This window comes from Sphingomonas xinjiangensis (assembly GCF_014199255.1).
GTDB lineage: Bacteria > Pseudomonadota > Alphaproteobacteria > Sphingomonadales > Sphingomonadaceae > Sphingomonas > Sphingomonas xinjiangensis.
This window is the reverse complement of the sequence record NZ_JACIJF010000015.1, coordinates 24,227-41,547: the sequence shown is the minus strand read 5'-3', so window position 1 is coordinate 41,547 and position 17,321 is coordinate 24,227. Positions and strand designations below refer to the sequence as shown.

Sequence of the window (17,321 nt, the reverse complement as noted above, 5' to 3'; positions counted from 1 at the left end):
CGCGCTCCTGATCCGTTGAAACGGTACGGCGTTCGAAGATATTCTGGTTAGACCAAGAGGAGCCACTCATGACCGACAAGCGGACGGGTATGCCTATAGACAGTGTCGGCAACAGCGACAAACAGGGCCAGGGCGTGCGGGGCTTGGCTGGCGAGCGAACTTGAGGACCCAGGCGTGTCACGCCCAGAAATGCGACGCGAAGTCGACACCGGCGAACGTGTGATCACGGTAGAAGAAAGTTCCGGCACGGCGGCGGCTGAAGCATCTGGGGCAATCCGCCGGAAGACGGAGGATCCCGAGGCACCGGGGAGCGGTTGAAAGCGCCTCTTTCCGTCTCGGGTTCACATCACCGGCGGCACCGCCAGCGGCCCTCGATTTCGCAACTGTCTGGTCAGTTCCTCAGCGTGTCGCCGCGTCAGCGGCTTTCATACCAGCGCCCTTCTGTTCCTGTACGCTGAGGACAGCGATCGCAAGCAAACCGCCAATCATGCCCACATGTTCTGTTGCCGTGTGAAAAGCGATCGTGCGAAACGGTTCGCCTGGGATGTCCCAAAATCGATGTACCAGTAAAATTGTGAGAGCGGTGAAAACGCTTAACGCCCCGGCGCCGAGCCATGCGATGCGGTTCAGGATAATGAGCAGCGAGCCCCCAAGCTGTACCGAGATGGTAGCCAAGTTGAATGCAGCCGCAGGCTCCAGACCGAAGCGCGACATCTCCGCCATCCCTGCGGGGAAATCGATCAACTTCGTGAGGCCGCTGCCCCAGAATGGAAAAGTCAGCGCCACCCGCGCTATCCAACTTACCACGCCGAGACGTAGAAGACCCTCAATCGAGGTGTTCATTGCCTGCTCCTCGCTAACGATGAGAAGCTTAGTTCAGGCCTGCGGAGCTAAGCAATCCGTCCTGCGGTTATTCCTCGAAGAACATGAATGACCGTCCGCTTCCGGGGACGAGGCGAGGGCGGCTGAACGGCCGATTGTGGGTCGTTGTGCGAAGGTGTGACATCGCGACCATGCGCTGACGGTAGCAGCGATCGCGGTCGATCCGGCATTCTAATTGGCGCGTGATGTCGTCGCCTCTTAGCAGGTGTTGGCCCCGAAGTGTGACCCCGAAGGTCCAAAGCCGAACCGGTGGCGGACGGAGCTACCTGCTGAGGATGCGCCGTCGCGCGGACTGACTGCCGCAATGCTTTAGGTGGCTGCGGCTGGCAGCGGCGCCCGGCCGCAACCCACCTGCGTGTCTTCTCCCCTAGCGGCAGTGACGAACGTCAGGTCCGTTAGCGGGCTGGGCTCAGATGCACAGCCAGGCATCATGATGATCGAGCATTGATACGCTCGCGATAAAGCAGCCAGGGCTTCGTAGGAAAAGGCCCCATCGTGACTGGGGAGGAGGTAATCTTTGGGCGCAAAATCGCTAAAAGGTGGTCACGGAAGTCGGGACCACCTTTTAGCGGGATGCGGGACGCGTTTGGCGTCCGGTCCTCCACGCGAGCAAGCTCGCGTTCCGGAAGGCGTTGAAGCGGACATGATCATGTCCGAAGGGGTCCTTGTCGGCGACTGCTCCAGCATGAGATGCTGTTGCCGTGAACCCGTTCGATCCTGCACCCTATCCCGAGTTCGCCCATCAGGTGGCGGCCTGCCTGGCGCGCATGGCTCGCGAGGATCGCGAGGCTGTCGCGGGTTCGCTCCGCCGCTTGGGGTTTCGAATTCAGAACGGGCCGGACGCCGACGCGCGTCGCGAAAGCAGGCCGGGGCGTGCGCCAGGCAACGCCCGGAAGCGGTCGCGCGGCTGTGACTTCCGCTATGCCAGCCCGATCTCGTCGACGCCGCGGCAACGCGCCGACATGCGGATCCCGCACCTTGGCTATTCCAATATCACCCGCACGTCCGTGCCGCGCTCGGCCAGCGGCGAGACGCACCCACGCTATCCAGAACGCACCACCGTCGCCGCCGAGCACTACGACTATCTGACCGAGGGGGCGGAAACGAGCTATCGCACCCACTTTGACTATATCACCCGGCTGATCGGACCCATGACGGTGGGACGCGGGGAGCCCGCGATGGACATCCTGGACTTCGAGGCCGATCACCGCGATCGTAATGCGCTGGCGCTCCTGTCGAATATCCCCGGGGGCGCGGCGCGGCAGCGCGGGCTGTTCGAGGCGGCGGAACGGTGCGAGCGAGAGGCTCACCGGGGCACGCTGGCAGTATCGACCGAGCATGCGGACGTCTGGGCCGAACTGGCCGCCGCGTCGAGCGCGCCACAATGGGTGCGAGAGGCCGCCCTGCTCCTGCAGCGAGCGCTGCTCGCGGATGGAGCAAAGGCGGCAAAGGCCGGGCGCAAGCACCACCATAGAGCGGTGGAGATTGCGGACGTCGATCTGACCCAGGCGTACGAGCGGCTCGTGTGGGCCGATACCGCGTTGGGGAATGATGCTGCTGCGCTGCCTCAGTTCGAACAGGGACGTGCGGGGCGGGTCCAGACCCGGTTTGTCGTCGAACTGCCGAACGGCCTCGACGCACGCCAGCACCGAATGATCATGGAGCGGTTCTGCGCCCGGCTGGACGGTGAAAGCTGGATGTATGTCGCGGCCATCCACTGCCCGGACGGCAAGAACGATCCCCGCCATGTCCATCTCCATGTCGATGCGTATGACCGCCCCTCCAAATGGATGGTGGGCATGGGTACCGCCGGCAAGCCCGGCCCAGGGTGCTGGGATTTCGAAGTCGCGGAGCGCAAACGGAACGGCAGCCTACAATACCCCCACCGGCAGCAGAAGATCGCCGTCCTGCGGGGTGAGAAGGGGCAGAACCGGCGCGAGGTCGGCGAGGCTTATTTCAAGGAGTTGCGCGCCGCCTATGTCACCATCGCCAACGAAGTGGCGGCAGGCACCGCCGGCGCGACGCGCTATGTGACCGGCACCTATCGGGATAACGGCATCCGGCAGGACCGGCTGGAGCATCTGGGCGACAAGATCATCGGCAATGAAAAGCGCGGGCTGGTGACGGACGCCGGCAGCCGCAACGCGCGCATCATCTTCAATGACCGACTGCGCCATGTTCGCCATATCGTGGTGTCAGAACTGCTCGCGCTCCGCCGCCAAGCACGGGCGCTGCTCGCCATGGCGGACACGGATGCGGTCCGGCTTTCGGTCTGGCAGTGGCGGCAGGTGCAAGGGCTGGCAATCCGGAAGCAGGCACAGGCGACCGCCGCAGGCATCGTCCGTGACATGGCGATCTCCCGCGCGGTCACGGTGACCGAGCACAGCCAGGATGCCAAACGCGTCGCAGCAGCAAAGGCGTGGATCGCCGAAACCGATCAGGCGGCGGGGGTAGTCGAGGGCTCGCGCAAATTGAGCGATGCCGAGTGGGGGACCGAGGCGGTCGCGGTCATGGCCGATCTGTTGCACAGGAAGGTGCGTGGTGCCATTCCCGCTTCCGCACCTCCGCTGATCTATCGCCCAAGAGGGCATCAGGATCTGCAACCGGTGAGCGTCCAGCATCGCGACAGCGTTCGCGATCGCCTGCTCAAATGGCTCGACGAGCATAAGGATAACAGTGACGCGCTGGTGTTTGACGACGTCGGTGTCGCGCTGGGCGTGGCAGAGCGGCGAAAGGCGATCGACCGGTTGTTCCGCCTCTTCATCGACGATCTGATCGTCCAGGAACGCCTGCGCGCGATCCGCGACCGGCGTCTGAAACGGAAGGTGGATGATCTACTGGCCAGTCAGGCCGAAAATGCAGCGGTCGCGACCATCTCGGAAGAGCCGGCAATCATCGACCGGGCTGTCGGGGATGGTCCGCAAATGGGCCACACCATCTCTGTGCCTGACGTTGCTGATAGCGGAGGCAAGCCGGTTCGCGACAGCGAGACCGGGCGCACAGCGATTGTGCCTCCGCTGTCGGGTGCGACAAATTCTGTTGAAGGAATCGAAAGGCAGCAGCGAGCAGGAAGTGCACCGAAGCCTCAGGATCTGACCGACGCGTCGGGAGAGAATAGTACGAGTCCTCAAGTTCCTGAGGTGTCGGAGCATCGTGTCGCCCGTGATGTCACGGATCCGGATCACGCGACTCCGTCGAAGGTCGCTCGGCGCGAAGCGTTGGCAAAGTTGAACGCGTTGCGCGACGATGGCTGGGCTATGCTGGTGAGCGGCAAGGCGTCCATCACCAGATCCAATGACGGGTACGCCATCACCGATATGCCTGACGTCAACCGTAAGGCGTTGCTACAGCCTGGTTACAGAGAAGAATTCGATAGGCGCTTGGCGACTTTGTCTGAGGAACAGCTGGCAGGCGCTGCCGCGAATCCCAAGCTCAGGCTGGCGACCACACCGCGCGGTCGCAGGCTGTTTTGGCCATTTGGCGGATCCACTATTTCCGACTGGCCAGATGGCCCGGCTGTCGCGCTACGCGAGTCTCCTGCCTTGCATGCCGCTCCCAGCTTGGGGGGCCTGCCGGGGCTTCGTGGCGCCAGGAAATCGGCCAAGCGCGTTGCGTCTGCGAGCGATCCCGCCCCGCCTGCGCAAAATGGCCGCGGCGAAGCACCAGCGATAACTACCGGCTTCCAGAATGCTGGCGGCAATATCTTCAAGCAGGCGGAAGCCGAAGCTCTGGATGGCAAGACGATGATCACGAAACCAAAGGGGGGGCCAGATTCTACGGCAGCATCGGGTACCCGCAACAAGTCCGGTCACGAGCGCTGATCACGATCAAACGTGCCTCGAACACGAGGATGACAGAGCCGCCGACTCGGCGGTGAAGGAGACGGGAGAAGCCTGCGGCTGTGCCGTGAAGGCGAAATGATGATGCGCGGAGGCGCGGCGTGCAGCCCGCCGTCCCTCGCGCAGATGAAGGACTCCCATGTATATCGTTACTCGCGAGCGTGCGCTCGCCCAAGCCCGCGCGCTGTCCGGCGCGCTGGCGCTTGCCGACCTCGCCGGCTGGAAGATCGAGCGATCGTCGTCGCTGATCCTCGCTCCGCCGTTCCGCAACTATCTCCACATCGAACAGGCACAGCTGTTGCTGGTCCCCTCGATCGAGCCGTCGCGCGGGGACCTCGAAGTGGTCGGCCGCGGCATGCGCGAGGCGCGCTGCGACGCGCTGGTTGTCAAGGCGTCGAGCGAGGGGCACCGCACGCTCTATTGCGCGGTCGGCGAGTGGCTGCGTCGCGACAATCATTGGCGCCATGCTCGCCGGCTCTGGCTGTCGCGCACCAACGAAGCGTGGCTGGTGGCCGACCCGATGGAGTATGAAGAACCCGAGGTGTTCTACCGCCTTGCCGCCGGGCGTCTGCGCCTCAGCATCGATCCGCCGACGTACAACCACGGCGAGATCGCGGCGGGCTTCGCACGGGCTGACGCCTATCTCGCCGCTGTGTGGGGGGATCGCTAATGGGCTCACCGCTCCCCTGGATCAGCCCGGCGGAAGCCGATGCCATGCTCTACGATGATCCCGACGGCTCGACCCCAGATTTTGGTTTTGCGCTATGCAGGCCCAACGCCAAAGGGAAGCAGAACCTTACCGCGGACCTTGCAAGAGCCAAGCTCCAGCCAAGCCGGCCCGCCGATGCCGACTGGCAGGAAAACGCGCTGTGGCCGATCACCTGCACGACGAGCCGGGTCGTTCCGGCTCCCGGTGTTCCGCTCGAACCGGACGCACTTGAAGACATTTTCCACGGCTATGACGCGAAGATCAAATCGCACCAGCGTCTGCTCGCGGTCGTGCTGACGATGCGGCTGGACCATGACTGGTTGACCAGCGACATCCTGTCGCTGGTCGGCGGCTATGCCCTGGAGAGGCTCGCGCTCGAGCGCCGGCTGACCAGCATGGCGGTGGTCCACATGCCGGCCGACGAACTCTCGGCACGCCGCCCGCACGCGCACGTCATCGTGCTTGCCCGCGTCCACCGCGCCTCGGGTTGGGGTGCCCTCCACCCGGACCTGATCGCAAAGAACGCGCAAGCGGCCTTCCAGGCGGAGTGGGAGACGTACCGCGACACATGGGCGCCGCGTTTCCACCAGCGGTGACGATCAAAGGGGAGCCGGGCACCGGCTCCCCGCCTGCCGGGGGCAAGGAGACAAGTCAGCGAAAATGGTCCCCGATCCGGGGATGAAAATCAGGAAGAACACCATGACCATCGACAAGACCGAGATCGTCCGCCGCCACGTCGCAGCCGTCACTCAGATGCTAGTCGGCAACCGCACCTTGCAGCCCGGTGCGATGATCATCGCGGGTGAAATGGCAGGCATCGAAGGCCGCCTTGCCCTTGCCCGGCTTGCGGAAACCTCGGGCAAAGACATTGTCTTCCTGGGCTTCGCCGATTCCGCGGAAGGATATGGCCTCACCAACATCTCGATCGTCGCTGCGCGGGACGGCATCTGCCATGGGCAGACCGACTGCCGCTTGTACCTGTCCAAGACCGGCGCGCGTGCCGTGATCTTGCCGCAGCCGCACGTCCGCGGGCTCTTCCGCCTGTCCCCGAATGAACTGCTCCACATCGACCGCAAGCCCGCCGATGTCGAGGATGGCGTCGCCCGTGCCACCGCACGGCTGGCGAAGCTGGTAGAGCGCGGTGTGCAGCTCGATGGTCGTGCGGTGATCAACACTTACCCGCTCGCCGCGTGACCAGTCCCGCGATAAGTCGGGCCGGCGACACCACTTTCACCTAGCTCGCTGCCCTTCGTTCCCTCCACGGCGAGACGGCAGCTACGCGCCCAGTTGTAGCCGTCTAAGGTCAAGGTCACGGAACCTCAAAGCTGCCGTTGGTCGGGTAAGAAGGTTCCACACCCGCCAAAAGCCAATCGGGAGCTGATCAGATAAAGGGCATAGAAACTGCGCTCGCCGAGCACCTGAAATGTGGGAGCCTCAACAGGAAACCTTAATCAGGTGCATCATCACCGCAACTTGGCCTCGATGCTCCGATAGGCACCCTCGGCACGTGATCTAACTGCGCCCATTCGCCACCACGATTTGGAAACATGCTCGCACACTGACCTAACCGGAGGCGAACGCAGTTAGCTGTCGAGCACCTCACGCACCTTTGCGGCGAGGTTTTCGAAGCTGAAGGGTTTGCCGATCAGGTTCACGCCAGGATCTAGCCGGCCGTTGTGGACAATCGCATTGCGCGTATAGCCGGTCGTGAAAAGTACCTTAATGCCTGGGCGCCGTCGCAGCGCCTCATCGGCCAATCGGCGCCCATCCATCCCCTCGGGCAGTACTACGTCGGTGAACAGCAGATCAACGTCATGAGCCGCTTGCAGCGCCTCGAGGGCGCGGCGCCCATTCGCAGCCTCCAGGACTCGGTAGCCGAGCTCGCGCAAAATCCCCGTGCTGAAGCTGCGAAGATCGTCATGGTCCTCGACCACCAGGATAGTTTCAGTTCCCCCGTGCGTCACCGCCGCGGCAGCTGCAGTTTCGGACTCCGGCACGAGCCCCTCGTTCAGGAGGCGCGGGAGATAAATCTTGACCGAAGTTCCTTCGCCGACTTCGCTGTAGATGCGAATGTGGCCGCCCGATTGCCGCACGAACCCGTATACCTGGCTGAGGCCAAGGCCAGTGCCCTTCCCGACGTCCTTCGTCGTGAAAAACGGTTCAAATACTTGTGCCAGCGTCGCCGCGCACATGCCCGTTCCCGTATCGCTGACGGCAATGAGCACATACTGGCCGGCCGCGACAGGCTCGGCCACCTGGGCAACATAGCTCTCATCGAGGTGCGCGTTGCCGGTCTCGATGGTCAGGCGGCCCCCGCCCGGCATCGCGTCCCGTGCGTTTACCGCCAGGTTCACGAGTGCATTTTCCAGTTCGCCCGGATCAGCCTGTGCCCGCCACAGGCCGCCTCCCGTGACGGTCTCCAGCGCGATGGTTTCTCCCAGGGTGCGCTGCAGCAAGTCGGCGAGGTTCGTCACCAGGCGGCCGGCATCGATCGGTTTCGGTTCGAGCGGCTGGCGCCGCGCGAAGGCGAGCAGCCTGGCGGTGAGCGTCGCAGCCCGCTCAGCACCGTGAGACGCCATGCGGATCGACCGCTCGATGCGCTCGGTCGTGGGCGATCCCGGCAGCGTCGACACCTGGCGGCGGATCGTATCGAGCCCGCCCAGGATCACTGTGAGCAGATTGTTGAAGTCATGGGCGACGCCACCGGTCAGCTGGCCGATCGCCTCCATCTTCTGGGCCTGGCGGAGTGCTTCCTCGGCCTTCATCCGCTCTTCGACTGCTGCCGCTACCCGCATTTCCAGGTCGGCGTTCAGCTTGCGGAGTTCGGCGCTGGCATCTTCGGCGGTGCGCCGCGCCTCGAGCAGTTCCTGTTCGTATCGCCGCCGGTCGCTGGCATTGAAGACGGTGATCCGGATGAAGCGAACGGACCCGTTCGCATCCTGCCGCTCTACGGCGTTGACCAACACGGGAAGCAGGCTGCCGTCGGCGCGCACCAGATCGAGTGCCACTTCGTGAAAGGCACCCTGCATCCTCAGAAGCGGGGCGAAGTGCGTTTCGTAATAGATCTTGCCGGCGATGTTCAGCAGGTCCGGGAAACGCCGTCCGACAAGTTCCCGGGGCTCCCGCCCGAGCCATTTCGCCAGCGTGCTGTTGACCCGGACGATCCTGCTATCGGGCTGCGCGGAGAGATAGCCGCACGGCGCGAACTCGAAGAGGTCTTCGAGGTCGTCTGCGGCCTCGCGCTCGCCCGAAACGGAGGAACCGTCCTCAGACAAAGGCGCGGATCGCCGCGATCGTTTCCTCGGGGGCGCTGAGATTGGGGCAATGGCCGGTCGCCTCCAAGATCACGAGCTGGCTGCCAGGGATGCTCCGGTGCACGAACTCGCCGACGCATTGCGGCGCGATCACATCCTCCGAACATTGCAGCACGAGTACCTGGCCGGGCACGTCCACCAGATCCGCGCGGTTGTCGGACAGGAAGGTCGCCCGGGCAAATGCCTTCGCAATCTCTGGGTCGGTGCGGCAGAAGCTGTTGGTGAGTTCCTCGCCCAGCTCCGGCCTTTCGGCGTTGCCCATGATCACCGGTGCCATGGCCTGTGACCAGCCCATGTGATTGCTGTCCAGGAACTCCAAAAGCTCATGGATCTGGGCCTCGCTGAAGCCCCCGACATAACCTTCGGTATCGTCGATATAGCGGGGCGAGGGGCCGACCAGGACCAGCTTTTCGAACAGCTCCGGCGCCTTTTTTGCGGCGAGGATACCGATCATCGCGCTCACCGAATGGCCGACATAGATGCCCCGCCGAACGCCCAGTTCGCGGCACAGGTCGATGACGTCGTCCGCATATCCTTCGAGCGACGCGTATTTCGCCCGGTCATAGGCGCCGAGATCGGAGCCGCCTGCGCCGATATGGTCGAACAGGACCGTGCGGAAATCGCCTTCGAAGGCTGGCTCCACATAGCGCCACATGTTCTGATCGCAGCCGAAGCCGTGCGCAAAGACCATAGTCTGCTCGCCGGCGCCGCGGACCTGCACATTATGTTTTGTCGCCACAGACAATGCTAGATCCTCCTGAACAGCAGTGCAGCGGCTAGCACCCGGAAGGTTTGCTTGCCAACCAAAAGGCTTACCCAGGAGCGTGCGAGCCACCTCGTCCCGGATCGGGTGGGAGCGCTGCACGCATACTCAAGTCGCCGGGCCCATGGATGGGCTCGCCACTGCGCGGCCAGCGTCACGCGTCACTGGCGAGCAACAGCTTCGCAACCGCAGCGCTGAGCTCTGCCTGGCGGAACGGCTTTGTCAGACGTTCCAGCTCGGGTCCGGTGCCATCGACATCCGCATAGCCCGAGACCAGAAGGGCGGGCAGGTTCGGGCGCCGCTTGCGGACCGTCGCGATCAGCGCGGTGCCCGTCATTCCGGGCATCAGGTGATCCGTGACGAGAATGTCCACGCTCACCTCTTCATCTAGGCGGCGCAGGGCCTCACGGGCGGATTCGACTTCGATCACGAAATAACCGAGCTCGGTCAGCATCTCAGCGGTGCTGGCGCGAACCAGCGCCTCGTCGTCGACGAGAAGGACCGTTCCCGACCCGGGTCCGACCTCTGGATCGGTGGCTTGAGCCGGGTTCCTTGAGCCGGCTTCGGCCACGGGCAACCAGATCTTGATCGTGGTTCCTTCGCCCGGCTCGCTCTCGATCGTCAGGGCCCCGCCGAGTTGGGCGGCCAGGCCATGCACCATGGACAATCCAAGGCCCGTTCCGCGCCCGATTCCCTTAGTCGAGAAGAACGGCTCGGTGGCGTGGGCCCGAGTAGCCGCATCCATTCCGATGCCGGTGTCGTGTACGCAGAGCCGAAGGTACCGGCCGCGCCGCAACCCACCGTGATCATGCTCGAGGTTGTCCGCGGCCAGGGCGATGGTGAGGTTCCCGCCGTCCGGCATCGCGTCGCGCGCGTTCACCGTGAGGTTTAAGAGAGCCATCTCAAGCTGGTTGGCATCCGCTACCGCGGCAGGCAGGTCGGTGGGCACGTCCAGGCTGATCTCGATGCGAGGCCCGACCGTGCTTGCAAGCACGGTCTTCCATGCCGTGGACCAAAGTTCCGACATCGACGGCTTGAGGCTGCAGCGGCTGCCGACGCGCGAAAGCCAGCAAACGCTGCACGAGCGTCTTCGCACGCTCAGCCGATTGGAGGCCGCCATCGATCATGCGGCGCGTCCGCGCATCGCCCACGCCCTTTCGGTAGAGCATGTCGAGGCTGCCGATGATCGGCGTGAGCAGATTGTTGAAGTCATGCGCGACGCCGCCGGTCAGCTGGCCCATCGCGTCCATTTTCTGACTTTGCCGCAGGGCCTCCTGCGCCTGAGCGAGTTCAGCCTCGCGATGTAGCCGGTCAGTGACGTCATGAACGAACTGGTACGCGCCGATCCGCTGTCCATTGCCGTCCCGCAGAACGTTGAACTTCATCTCATAATAGCGGCGCAAACGGTCCGGGTCGCCGAACTCGTCGATCCGCGTAAAGGCTTCACCCGCGAGCGCGCGAGCCCATACCTGCTTCACCTGCGCCTGAAGCTCGGGCTTGTCCGCCAGTATATCCAGCATGGAGTCACCGGCTTTCGGTCTTACGCCGAAGATGCGCTCGAACTCCTCTGCGCTGGCCCGGTTGATGGCGAGCCACCGGAAATCAAGGTCAGCGACCTGGATGAAGGTGTCGGTCGTCTCCACGACCTCGGCGAGGATGCGGCGTTCGGCGAGGGCTTCTGCCACTCGCTGCTCCAGCGTTGAATTCAGTTCGCGAAGACGCGCCTCATTCTCCCGCAGGGCAACCTGCGCGGCGTGACTATCGGTGACGTCGTAACCCTCGCAGAATACCCCGGTGACTCGCCCGGCTTCGTCGACGACGGGCTCGTAAATGAAGTCCAGGTAGCGCTCGACCTCGGGTTCTCCCGGAGACAGGCGGAGGCGCACGGGCAGGTGGTAGGCTGAATAACGCTCACCCCTGGTATAGACTTGATCCAAAAGCTCAAAAAAGCCTTGGCCCTCCAGTTCCGGGAAGACCTGCCTGACGGTTCGCCCGTTATAGTCGCGGTTTCCGAACAGCCTGACGTAAGCGTCGTTGACGAATTCGAAGACGTGGCTTGGTTGCCCCAGGATTGTGATGAAACCAGGTGCCTGCTGAAAGAGCCGCCGTTGTCGGTCCGTTGCGGCGGCCGCTTTCCGGTCGGCGAGCACCTGGCCAGTCGTTTCGGTACATGCGCAGAAGAAACCCGCAATAGCGCCGCGCTCCTCGCGGACCGGGGTGTAGGAGAAGGCGAAGTGCGTTTCCTCCTTGAAGCCCTTGCGTTCCATATAGAGTTCGATGTCGCTCATATGGACCGGCTTGCCGCGGTACGCCTGCTCGACGATTGGGATCAGCTCGCTCCGGATCTCGGCCCACACCTTCAGGAACGGCTGGCCAAGCGCGGCGGGGTGCTTCGCCGCGAGAATTTCGCTGTAGGCGTCGTTGTACAGGAGCGATCCCTCGGCACCCCAAACGACGAACATCGGCTGGTCGGATCCAAGGATCACGCTCAACAGCGTTTTCAGAGGCTGCGGCCAGCTGGAAGGCGGTCCAAGCGGCGACGCAGTCCAGTCGATGGCGCGCAAGAGGGCCCCTGTCTGGCCTCCCCCAGCCAGAACGTGCTCCGCCTCGTTTTTCAATCCACTCACCCTACCACGCATTGCTCGTACCCGTTGTACCTCCGGGCCCGCCGCATCAGCGCCGCCGCGAGTTCTTAGTTCCGTGGAGCGGCCGATGGGGCTGCCCGCGAAGGGGGGCCACAAAAGGATGCAAGTTCTAGGTGTGGTCAGGCTGCAAGACGACCTTTGCGCATCCGCAACGTCACGACCAATCCGCTGGGCTGCCAGTCGTATCTGAGCCCGCCATCGAACTGCTGAGACATACTTCGCGAGATCATTTTACTCCCGAAGCCGCTCATTTCAGGCTTGCCCTTGACGCGTGGCCCACCGTCCTCGGCCCACACGAGAGACAAGTGGTCTCCATCGCAGGAGCCGGAAACATCAAGCGTGCCCTCGGGAACCGAGAGGGCGCCGTGTTTCACAGAGTTGGTAGCGAGCTCGTGGATCACCATGGCCAAGGTTGTGGCGGTGCCGTCGCCTATTCCCATCCTCGGAACGGCAACGCGGATACGTCCAGCGAACGCCTCCGGGTTGTCATAGGGCGCAAGCAGGATCGACAAAAGGTCACCCAGCAGCGCGGCCTTTCCTTCGCTTCCCGACAGGGGCCGGACCAAATCATGGGCCCGCCCGAGCGCCGTGAGGCGCTGCGTCAGGTCGGTCGCCATCTCTTCGAGACTGGTTGCAGAGCGCCGTGAGATGTGGGTGAGGCTTGTCGCGATCGCCAACAGGTTTTTGACCCGATGACTCATCTCACCAGCAAGCAGTTCGTGGCTTTCTTCGGCCTGCTTTCGATTAGTTACATCAAGGAAAATGCCGAACATGATCTGATCGACCATCCCGGCGTCCGCGCCACGACCTCGAGCGGAGATCCACCGGACATCTTCCTCGAGCATGATTCGAAAATCGATCTCGTATGAGCCCGCGGCCGAGCGCGTGCCCACGAACGCCGCCCGAACGCGGTTACGGTCGGCGGGATGGATGTGCGCGGAAAGCTCTTCAAAGGAGACCGCATCAGCCCAAGGTAATCCCCACAGGTCGAACGCGCTCGTCCATGGTGAAGTGGTCGCTATCAACGTTCCAGGACCACAGCGCAACGCCTGCAGCGTCGATTGCCTGCCTGAGGTGTTCAGGATGCCAGATGTGCGAGCCGGGGCCTTGAGCGGACAACGTCGAAATCTCTCAAGCAACAGGGTACTGTCGGAGCAGCAGTACGGAACGACCTAACTCGTTATCGTGCGCAACGCCACCAGCAGCGGCCGCAATCCTCGGGCCGCAGATCTTGCGGCGCCGTCGTGTGGACGGTGAAGAAGGTTCGGGCAATCGGCGCAGGCTGGTAGCGAACGTCTGCATCGCGCCCATCGCGGCTAAAAGCAGCCTGTCGGCTTTCGGCCCAATTCAAGTCATTCTTCTGGCGTTCTCAATTACCCGAGCCCAATCGACGTCCGGATAGCTGATCTTCTCGATGGCGTCGCGAAGGACCGCCATATCGGCACCTCGCCCGTATTGCGTGCTGACCGATCCATCGGCATGGCCGAACAGCAGGTCGACGATTTCCTTGTTGGCTTTGCCCCGAATGGCCCGTTTGCCGGTGTGCCGGAATGAGTAAAAGACGAGCTCCGGGTCCGACAGTCCGATCTGGTCGAGAAAGTCGTTCATCACGCGCGAAAGGCGCTGCGTCCGACTGCCATATTTGTTGGTGCCAAGTTCCGGAAAGAGCCATTCTGCTCCCTCGTCTCGCCGCTTGGCGACCATGTCGAGAAAACCTGCTTCTATAAGGATCGGGTGCAGCGGGATGTCGCGCTTAGCGCTCGCAGTCTTTACCCGCTTGGCAGGGCCTTCCTGTTCCTCACGGACGCGAACGCGGTCGGGCTCGATTGCGATATAGGGGATGCCGTCATAGATCTTAATGTTACCAGGGCGCAGCTTGCCTAGCTCTTCCAATCGGCATCCGGTGAAGGGGGCAAGTAGCAGGGTCCAGCACAACGTGCTGGTCGAAACCCCGCTTTTCTCCGGTAGAGGGGCGTTGAAGATCCTGACCAGATCCTGCGGCTCAAACGGAAGGCGGGGGTCTTCGATCTCGCTCGTTGGCAGCGATTTGACCGTCTTTGCCACGTTGCCGCTGATGACCTCGAGTTCCTCGACTGCATGCTCGAGCGTCACGCGAACCGCAGACAGCGCTTTGTTGACAGTCGCGGGCGACAGCGTCGCCAAGCCGTGCGCTTTGGCGAGTTCGACCTGATCGACGAGCGGCAGGGCAGTGATCTTCTTGCCTGCGCGGGCTGGCAGCCCAGCGCAGGTGCGCCGATAGGCGCGGACCATGGATGCGGTGATGGTGTCCACGGGCGGATCGTCGTGCAAACGAGCGAACCGGCCGATGGCCGTGCGCCACTCGTCGACCAGCTTGGGTTCGCGTGGCTGGAAAACAGCCCATTCCTCGAAGACCTGCGTAATGGTCGGGGCGGCATCCTTCGATGAGGGCTCGACATTCCGCATCGTCAACGTCGAGGTGTCGCCCCCGGCGACCAAGATCGGCGATGGCAGGATGCGGGTCCGTGCCGGATCGATCTTCGGCGCGCAGGCTGCGCAGAGCCGATCCAGAAAGGCTCGTCCAATCGCCTCGTAAAGCGGTGGTTCGATCGGCTGAACGACACCGTGGTCGAACGCGACCATGACGATGGCCCAGTCAATGGGATCGAGGCTCGGCAGGGCAGCAACGCGCTGCAGCGTCTCCAGCCAGGGCAGGGGCTTGAAGTCCGGAATGGCCTCCAGCATCGCCTTGCGGTCGCCATGGTCACGGAGATCGTCGAGCGTCGGGGGAGTGCCGAAGTCGTAACGGGCACCCGGATCATGGTCTGTCAGACCATGGGCGTGGGTGAACGCTCCGAACTCGAGCGAGGCGAGCTTCTGGGCGATCCCTTGCAACTGCTGTTCGCTCGTGTCCTCCAGATAAGCGTCAACCATCGCGCGTGCGGAGCGAAGATGTTGGCTGGAGAGGGCGCGTCTCGCAGCAGCGAGCTTTTGTTCATACACTACCGCATGCGGATGATAGCGCTGCCTCGCCTCTTCGGGATCACGCGTATCGAGGGTCCGCTTATACTCGCTCGTGCCGCCGTCGAAGAACGGCCGGAGCGCTGCCGGAACGACCCGTCGAAAGTAGAAGATGCCGGTGCGAGGGTCTTTGGAAGGGGTCGCCATACGGATCACTTTGTACGCATCCTTTGTACACAAGGATGGGCAAAGCGTCCATGGAAACCACAAAACCCGCGCCAATCCGCCATTTAGGCGGCCGCTGGTGACCCCTACGGGAATCGAACCCGTGCTTCAGCCGTGAAAGGGCCGCGTCCTAACCGCTAGACGAAGGGGCCATGCCGGAGCGTGGAAGGGCCGGTTAGGGAAGGATCGGGCGGTGGTCAAGCATCTTCCGCAACTAATCTGCCCAAGCGGCATCTTCTACGTGCAATTCCGCTGCGGGGCGGGAGCCCCAGTCGTCGATCTTGGCACGGCCGGCGAGCCAAAGCTTCCGGTGGCGGGGGGCGGAGAGCAGGGCAGCTCCCAGCTCGGTTTCTGCCTGGCGAAACGCGACGGCCTTGATGCTACGGCCATCATCACCCGACACGATCGCGCGGACGTGACCATTGCCGACGACGTCGGACTTGAGCACGGACAACGGGCCTGCCGCGACGCGCGGGGCGGGCCAGCCCATGCCGTACGGGCCACCTGCTTCCATTGCCGTCACCAGGTCGGGGCAGACCCCACCGGGCGCTACCACGGCGTCGAGAAGCAGCGCTCGTTCTCCCAAAGCCTGCGTGATGCGGTTGGCCAGACGCGCCTCCAGGAACTCGGCAAACGCGTCGAGCCGATCTTCGGCGATGGTGACGCCGCACGCCATGGCATGACCGCCGCCCGCGTGAAGCAGCCCGGCGTCCTTCGCGGCGAGCACCGCGGCGCCAAGGTCGACGCCGGGGATCGATCGCCCCGATCCCTTGCCGATACCCTGATGGTCAAGCGCGATCACGATCGCGGGCCGGTTGAGCTTTTCCTTCAAGCGTCCCGCAACGATGCCGATCACGCCCGCATGCCATCCGCGCGCGGCGACGATGGTCAGCGTGCGATTGGTGTTCGCAAAGCAGAGCGACTCGGCGGCCTGCTGAACCTCCGTTTCGATCGCCCGGCGTTCTTCATTCAACAGGTCGAGTTCGGCGGCGATCTCCCGCGCTTCGGCGGGATCGCGCGTGGTGAGTAGCCGCACGCCCAGGTCTGAGCGGCCGACCCGCCCTCCGGCATTGATCCTAGGACCTAACGCGAAACCCAAGTCGGTGCAGGTCGGCCCACGGGTGAGGCGGGATGCTTCGATGAGCGCGGCGATGCCGATATTACGCCGCTGTGCCATGACCTTCAGGCCCTGGGCGACAAAGGCCCGGTTCAAGCCTTTGAGCTGCGCGACATCAGCAACTGTGCCGAGAGCGACCAAATCCAGCAGGTCCAGCAAGCGCGGCTCGGGCCGGGAGGCGAAGAAGCCGCGCCTGCGAAGCGTTCGGATTAGTGCGGCGCCGAGGAGAAAAACCATGCCGACCGCGGCAAGGTGCCCGTGTTCCGCACCTTCGCCCTCGTCCAGCCGGTTGGGGTTCACCACGGCCACTGCCACCGGCAACTCCGCGGCGCATTTGTGGTGGTCACATACGATCACGTCGGCGCCGGCATCGCTTGCCATTGCCAGTGCGTCGAACGCCTGGGCGCCGCAATCCACTGTGACTATGAGGCTCGCGCCTTCCTGCTTCAGCCGCACCAGCGCCTCGCCCGAGGGGCCATAGCCTTCCATCAGCCGGTCTGGGATATAAGGCCGAGCCTCCAAACCCAGGTCGCGCAGCAACAGGATCATCACCGCAGCGGACGTGGCACCGTCGACGTCATAGTCGCCGAAGATCGCCACCTGTTCGCGCGCCTGCACTGCATCCGCCAGGCGCTCGGCGGCCTTGTCCATGTCACGGAAGATCGACGGGTCGGGCATGAACGCGCGGATGCTCGGCGCCTTGTGGGCGTCGAGCGCGTCGCGCGGACAGCCACGCGCCAGGAGCAACTGCGTCACGAGGTCATCGGGCGCGAAACCCGGATCGCGAGCATCGGCTGCCAGTCCGCGCCAGCGCCAAGGCTGGCCGAGAATCGAGCGGTGTACATTCAGCACGGAGGACATTGAGGTACTCTGGGAGCGCCTAGTGG

10 protein-coding genes, 1 tRNA gene and 1 pseudogene are annotated in these 17,321 nt (G+C 63.6%); 4 read left to right on the top strand and 8 right to left on the bottom strand.

Going from position 1 to position 17,321, the window contains the following annotated elements; all coding sequences use genetic code 11:
• Positions 1-399: 399 nt before the first annotated feature.
• Positions 400-843 carry a DoxX family protein gene (locus FHT02_RS17255; RefSeq protein WP_184090613.1) on the bottom strand — a complete coding sequence of 148 codons (444 nt, stop codon included), beginning with the start codon at positions 841-843 and terminating at the stop codon, positions 400-402.
• 740 nt (positions 844-1,583) lie between these two features.
• Here FHT02_RS17255 and FHT02_RS17250 point away from each other — a divergent pair.
• The 4 genes from FHT02_RS17250 to FHT02_RS17235 all read left to right on the top strand — a co-directional run bounded on the left by FHT02_RS17250 (position 1,584) and on the right by FHT02_RS17235 (position 6,624).
• On the top strand, positions 1,584-4,703 hold the full coding sequence (locus FHT02_RS17250) for a hypothetical protein (RefSeq protein ID WP_184090610.1): 3,120 nt from the start codon (positions 1,584-1,586) through the stop codon (positions 4,701-4,703).
• Between the two features lie 157 nt (positions 4,704-4,860).
• The gene (locus tag FHT02_RS17245; protein WP_184090607.1) at positions 4,861-5,391 is read left to right on the top strand and encodes a hypothetical protein; all 531 of its coding nucleotides are present in this window, start codon (positions 4,861-4,863) and stop codon (positions 5,389-5,391) included.
• A complete protein-coding gene (locus FHT02_RS17240) occupies positions 5,391-6,026 on the top strand; it encodes a hypothetical protein (protein ID WP_184090604.1) in 636 nt (211 codons plus the stop codon). Before FHT02_RS17245 ends, FHT02_RS17240 begins: the two co-directional genes overlap by 1 nt.
• Before the next feature lie 103 nt (positions 6,027-6,129).
• The gene (locus FHT02_RS17235; protein ID WP_184090601.1) at positions 6,130-6,624 is read left to right on the top strand and encodes a hypothetical protein; all 495 of its coding nucleotides are present in this window, start codon (positions 6,130-6,132) and stop codon (positions 6,622-6,624) included.
• Between the two features lie 389 nt (positions 6,625-7,013).
• Here the strand turns inward: FHT02_RS17235 and FHT02_RS17230 are convergent, their stop codons facing one another.
• The 7 genes and pseudogenes from FHT02_RS17230 to recJ all read right to left on the bottom strand — a co-directional run bounded on the left by FHT02_RS17230 (position 7,014) and on the right by recJ (position 17,295).
• Positions 7,014-8,705 (bottom strand): PAS domain-containing hybrid sensor histidine kinase/response regulator, encoded by a 1,692-nt coding sequence (locus tag FHT02_RS17230; protein ID WP_184090598.1) that lies wholly within the window; start codon positions 8,703-8,705, stop codon positions 7,014-7,016.
• On the bottom strand, positions 8,698-9,483 hold the full coding sequence (locus tag FHT02_RS17225) for an alpha/beta fold hydrolase (RefSeq protein ID WP_343056985.1): 786 nt from the start codon (positions 9,481-9,483) through the stop codon (positions 8,698-8,700). The genes FHT02_RS17230 and FHT02_RS17225 overlap by 8 nt, the downstream gene beginning before the upstream one ends.
• Before the next feature lie 178 nt (positions 9,484-9,661).
• Positions 9,662-12,146: pseudogene (locus FHT02_RS17220) on the bottom strand (PAS domain-containing protein).
• A 125-nt stretch (positions 12,147-12,271) separates the two neighbouring features.
• Positions 12,272-13,177, bottom strand: coding sequence for a sensor histidine kinase (locus tag FHT02_RS17215; protein ID WP_246352490.1), 906 nt, complete (start codon positions 13,175-13,177; stop codon positions 12,272-12,274).
• A gap of 322 nt (positions 13,178-13,499) precedes the next feature.
• On the bottom strand, positions 13,500-15,299 hold the full coding sequence (locus FHT02_RS17210) for a site-specific integrase (protein ID WP_184090591.1): 1,800 nt from the start codon (positions 15,297-15,299) through the stop codon (positions 13,500-13,502).
• Between the two features lie 95 nt (positions 15,300-15,394).
• Positions 15,395-15,469 (bottom strand) — tRNA-Glu (locus FHT02_RS17205).
• Between the two features lie 62 nt (positions 15,470-15,531).
• The gene (recJ, locus tag FHT02_RS17200) at positions 15,532-17,295 is read right to left on the bottom strand and encodes a single-stranded-DNA-specific exonuclease RecJ (protein WP_184090588.1); all 1,764 of its coding nucleotides are present in this window, start codon (positions 17,293-17,295) and stop codon (positions 15,532-15,534) included.
• Between the last annotated feature and the right edge of the window lie 26 nt (positions 17,296-17,321).